Source organism: Micrococcus sp. KRD026 (genome assembly GCF_017168445.1).
Lineage (GTDB): Bacteria > Actinomycetota > Actinomycetes > Actinomycetales > Micrococcaceae > Micrococcus > Micrococcus luteus.
In genome coordinates, this window is record NZ_JABFBA010000014.1 from 1 (window position 1) to 5,183 (window position 5,183).

Here is a 5,183-nt window from a genome sequence, read left to right on the forward strand (position 1 = left end):
GAGCAGGTCGTCCGTAAGCTCGGGCAGGCCGACAGGATGCTCGCCGATGGTCAGGACGTCGCGGCGGTGTGCCGGGAGCTCGGGGTGTCCGAGCAGACGTACTACCGGTGGCGGAACCAGTACGGCGGCCTCAAGGCCGACGACGCAAAGCGCCTGAAGGAGCTGGAGAAGCAGAACGCGACCCTGAAGCGTCTGCTCGCGGAAGCGGAGCTGGAGAAGGCCGCGCTCAAGGAGCTGGCTGAGGGAAACTTCTAAGCCCGGACAGGCGCCGCGCCGCCGTCGATCACCTCAAGCGCAAGTTGCGGGTGAGCGAACGGATGGCGTGCCGTCTGGTCGGGCTGAGCCGCTCCGCGTACCGGCGACCGCTCAAGGGCGACACGGTCGCGGACCCGGATCGGGCGCTCAGGGAGTGGCTGCGCGCCTGGGCGAAGGACCATCCCCGCTACGGGTATCGGCGGGCGTATCACGACGCCCGCGCCGAGGGGTGGGTGGTGAACCACAAGAAGATCCAACGCCTGTGGCGTGACGAAGGGCTCCGGGTCCCGCAGCGGCGTCGACGCAAGCGCGTCGGGTCCTCGACCGTCGACGCGCCGACGGCGGACGCGCCGAACGTGGTGTGGGCGGTGGACTTCCAGTTCGACGCCGACGAGCACGGACGACCGATCAAGATCTGCTCGATCGTCGACGAACACACCCGGGAGTGCATCGGCGGGCTCGTGGAGCGCTCGATTACCGCCGACCGACTCACCGCCCACCTCGAGGACCTCGTCGCCGCCCGGGGCGCCCCGGCGGTGCTCAGGTCGGACAACGGGCCGGAGTTCATCAGCGAGGCGATGGCCGACTGGGCCGGCACCCGCACCGGCCTGTCCTACATCCCTCCGGGCTCGCCGTGGCGCAACGGGTACGTCGAGTCGTTCAACAGCCGGATCCGCGACGAGTGCCTCAACATCAACAGCTTCGATGGCCGACTGGGCCGGCACCCGCACCGGCCTGTCCTACATCCCTCCGGGCTCGCCGTGGCGCAACGGGTACGTCGAGTCGTTCAACAGCCGGATCCGCGACGAGTGCCTCAACATCAACAGCTTCTACTCGCTGCTGCACGCACAGGTCATCATCGGCGACTGGAAGGACGAGTACAACCACCACCGCCGGCACTCCTCGCTCGGCTACCTAACCCCAGCCGAGTACGCTCGGCAGTGCACCCATCAAATGGAAACCGACGACTCACAGAACGTCCGGACCGAATGAAGGGGGCGGCTCAGTACCAGTCGGCGCTTCGCAAGGCGTACAGCTACGAAGAGAACATGGACATGTCCAAGATGGGCATCTATGGCCAGCTGGTCTCCGAGTACGGTGAGCAGTTCTCACCAGAAGCGGCGCAGTACGCGATCGACAACATGACGGACGTGGACTGGAATGCCAATGCGCTGGCCAAAGCGAAGAGCTATCAGGAGATGATGGACATGTCGCCGTCTGCGATCTACGACCAACTGGTCTCGGAGTACGGCGAGGAGTTCACGCCCGACCAGGCGCAGTACGCGATCGACAACCTGTCCCAGTGACGCCCGGGCATGCCCCGCGCGTTGAATGAACGCGTCGGCAACGGTGTCGCCAGGTGGTCCACCCGCCGCCCGCATATTCTGGTCCTCCGCAGCCCGCGGAGGACCAGAATATGCGGGGCTGTGTTCCGCCTGACGCAGGGCCGGGGTGATCTCTAGCAGCGGCGCCAGGTCTTAGCGTCCCGAGCGCCAGATCTTCGCCATCTTCTCCGCCGCCTCGGGGTCCACCGAGGCCCCCAGAAGCTGTCCATGCGGGGTCGGGGCAAGTCGCCGTTCACGGTGGAACAGCTCAGAGTGGTTGATGTCCTGCACGCCGCGGTTCCACAGGTGCAGTTTGGACTCGTAGGTGAAGCTGCCCCTCATGGATGCCAGCCGCTGGGGGTCGGTGACCCAGGCGTACTTGGACGAGTCGTTGAGCTGGTGATCGACAGCGCGTGTGACGGCGGCGGCGACCCAGTCGGCGAACTGCACGTTGGAGCTCAGCGAACTGTCCACGTGCATGGGCGGTTCCACGATGCACCGCATCTCCGGAAAGTCGCCGGCTCGGCTGAAGATGTGGGCATACATCGATGCAACGCGTTCGACTCGCGTCTTCTCATTGATTTGATCGATGATCACCATGAGGTTATGTCCGTGATGGTGGGCATGGCGGGCCAGACGGTTCAGAGTCTCTCGCATGGCGTCGGCTTCGCGTTTCTCGACGTCGAGGCCGATCTGCTTGGGCGTCCCACGCTGCTTCTCGTCGGCGTAGTAGAACAGCTTGCCGCCGTGGTCGACGACGACGGACCGCACGAGCGCATCGAACACGCGGAGCTGCTGCGGAAAGCGCGCGGGGGTATCCGGCCGGAACAGATTGGCCCCCTTGAACTCCCACCGTCCGGGGTGTTTCGCTCGGTCGATCTCCGAGGCGAACAGCTGACGCTTCAGTGCGGTGAACTTCGCTCCAAAGCCTCGTGCGGCAGACTCCGGCATGACGAATCCGGCATAACCGAAGGCTGGGCTTGTCCGGAAGCGAGGATGGTCCGGGCCGACGTAGGCGCCCGGCTCGCCGATCTCGTCGATGTACGCCAGCAGCATCTGACCATTGTGCAGGGCACAGCGGACACTGCAGGCAAGCGCAGAGGCCCACGCAAGCGTGGGCCTCTCGAATTGGTGCTCGGGGCACTGTCTCAGCCCTAGCTACCATACGCGAGCGTACTCGCGCGCGCAGAGCATAGGCAAGTGTGGTTGTGTATGATCCGTCGCCCTGTCGGGTCGCTGCGGGGTCGGAATGGGTCCCGTCCAGCGGCCCGCCCCCACCATTCGAAGGACCCCATGACCACCCCCGCCACGCGCGGCGCTGCCTCGGCGCCCCACCGCTCTCCTCAGAACCTCTCGAACTTCGTGTGGGGGATCGCGGATCAGCTCCGGGGCGTGTTCAAGCCGAACCAGTACGGCACGCTCGTCCTTCCGCTCACCATCCTCCGCCGCATGGAGGCGGTCATGGCTCCGCACCGGGAGTTCTTCGCGGAGCTGGCGGCCAAGGGGCATCCGGACTTCGTCCTGGACAACCTGGTGGAGTCCCGCACGGGCCTGACGTTCTACAACCTCAGCCCCTTCACCCTGGACCGCATCCTGCAGGAGCCGGACCTGCTCCGCACGAACCTGCTGGCCTACGTGGACGGGTTCTCCCAGAACGTGGCGGACCTGTTCACCTATTACGAGTTCGACAAGACGGTCGCCAAGCTGGACGAGCACGACCGCCTCTTCCTGGTCCTGCAGCAGTTCGCCTCCATCGACCTCTCCCCGGAGACCGTCTCCAACGCGGAGATGGGCACCCTCTTCGAGGACCTGATCCGCCGCTTCGCCGCCGCCTCCAACGAGACCGCCGGTGAGCACTTCACCCCGCGCGACGCGGTGAAGCTCCTCGTGGACCTGCTCACCGCCAACGACGACGACGTCCTCACCGGCTACCCGGTCCGCACCGTCTATGACCCCACGGCCGGCACCGGCGGCATGCTGTCCCTGTTGGACGAGCGTCTGCGCGCCATGAACCCAAACGCGGAGGTCCGCCTGTTCGGGCAGGAGCTCAACGATCAGTCCTACGCGATCTGCAAGTCCGAGCTGCTCGGCAAGGGCCAGGACGCGGACGGCATCGCCCGCGGGGACACCCTCAAGAACGACGCCCACCTGACCGAGCGCTTCGACTACGTCCTCTCCAACCCGCCCTACGGCGGCGACTGGAAGGCCTCCCGCACCGCGGTGGAGAAGGAGATCGCCGCCGGCGGCGCCACGAACCGCTTCCCGGGCGGCACCCCCGCCATCAGCGACGGCCAGATGCTGTTCCTCCAGCTCGTGGCCTCGAAGCTCCGCCCGGTCTCGGAGGGCGGTGGCCGGGCCGGCATCGTCCTCAACGGCTCCCCGCTGTTCACGGGCGGGGCGGGCTCGGGCCCGTCCGAGATCCGCCGCTGGCTGTTGGAGTCGGACCTGGTGGACGCGATCGTCGCGCTGCCCACGGACATGTTCTACAACACCGGAATCGCCACCTACGTGTGGGTACTGGACAACAACAAGCCGGCAGAGCGCCGCGGCAAGGTGCAGCTGATCGACGCCCGCACGTTCTTCACCAAGCTGCCCCGCAACGTGGGTTCGAAGAACAAGGAGCTGTCCAAGGAGGACCGCCAGCGTGTGTTGGACATCTACCGGGACTTCGATGCCCAGTCCGAGGCCTATGCCGAGTTCTCCAAGGTCCTCACCGCGCAGGACTTCGGCTACCGGGAGATCACCGTGGAGCGTCCGCTGCAGCTGAGCTTCGAGGTGGAGGACGCCACCATTGCGGCGGCGCTCGCCACCAAGCCGGTGGACAAGCTTCCCGACGACGGCCGGTCAGCTCTCGAGGCGGCCCTCGCCTCCCTGCGTGGCCGGGTCTGGGACCACCAGCCCACCTTCGTGCTGGAACTGAAGAAGGCGTTGAAGAAGCACGGCGTGACCGCCGGTGCCCCGCTGGTGAAGGCCCTGACCGGGGCGATCGGTGTGCACGACCCCGAGGCGGAGGTGGTGACGAACAAGAAGGGCGAGCCGGAGCCGGACACCTCGCTGCGCGACACCGAACTCGTGCCCTTCGGCCGGGACATCCACGAGTACTTCGAGGCCGAGGTGGCCCCGCATGTGCCCGGCGCCTGGATCGACGAGTCCAAGACGAAGATCGGCTACGAGATCCCCTTCACCCGGCTCTTCTACACGTACGTGCCGCCGCGCCCCCTCGAGGAGATCGATGCCGAGCTCAAGCAGCTCACCGCCGAGATCATCGAGCTCCTGCAGGAGGTCGAGCGGTGACGGTCCAACCACTCAATGTCGAGTCCTCGGTGCCACTCAGTTCCCTGGCTGATGTGGTTCTCGGGAAGATGCTCCAGCCGCGGGCACAACGTGACGGAGACGTGGAAGTCCCATATCTTCGGTCGGCGTCGATCCAAGACAGCGAGCTCGATCTGGGCGGCGTGAAGCGAATGTGGGCTAGTTGTTGTGGGTCATGAGGTTCTTGCCACGGGGTACGGGCTGAGATGAGACGAGCGGGCCCCTGCCGCAGGATGGAAGTTCCTCAACAACCCACCTGCCAGAAGAGACCCGCTCATGACTCACGCTAAC

Annotated in this window: 2 protein-coding genes and 3 pseudogenes; 4 read left to right on the forward strand and 1 reads right to left on the reverse strand. The window is 66.1% G+C overall.

The features are described 5' to 3' along the window. The 3 pseudogenes from J1M40_RS05640 to J1M40_RS05650 all read left to right on the forward strand — a co-directional run. Positions 1-959 (forward strand): annotated as a pseudogene (locus tag J1M40_RS05640) (IS3 family transposase); the annotation flags it as partial. Between the two features lie 16 nt (positions 960-975). Beyond that, positions 976-1,248, forward strand: a pseudogene (locus J1M40_RS05645) (transposase); the annotation flags it as partial. A gap of 26 nt (positions 1,249-1,274) precedes the next feature. Beyond that, a pseudogene (locus J1M40_RS05650) lies at positions 1,275-1,562 on the forward strand (Ltp family lipoprotein); the annotation flags it as partial. A gap of 171 nt (positions 1,563-1,733) precedes the next feature. On the opposite strand, the gene J1M40_RS05655 reads toward J1M40_RS05650, so the two are convergent. Then, entirely contained in the window at positions 1,734-2,636 is a 903-nt protein-coding gene (locus J1M40_RS05655; protein ID WP_206450556.1) for a DUF3800 domain-containing protein, read from the reverse strand. Between the two features lie 237 nt (positions 2,637-2,873). On the opposite strand from J1M40_RS05655, the gene J1M40_RS05660 reads away from it, so the two are divergent. After that, entirely contained in the window at positions 2,874-4,874 is a 2,001-nt protein-coding gene (locus tag J1M40_RS05660; protein ID WP_206450557.1) for a class I SAM-dependent DNA methyltransferase, read from the forward strand. Positions 4,875-5,183 lie beyond the last annotated feature (309 nt).

What these genes read in the sequence shown, in the direction of transcription:
- J1M40_RS05660 (WP_206450557.1), top strand. Translation starts at nt 2,874, where the DNA reads ATGACCACCCCCGCCACGCGCGGCGCTGCCTCGGCGCCCCACCGCTCT.
- J1M40_RS05655 (WP_206450556.1), bottom strand. Translation starts at nt 2,636, where the DNA reads ATGCTGCTGGCGTACATCGACGAGATCGGCGAGCCGGGCGCCTACGTC.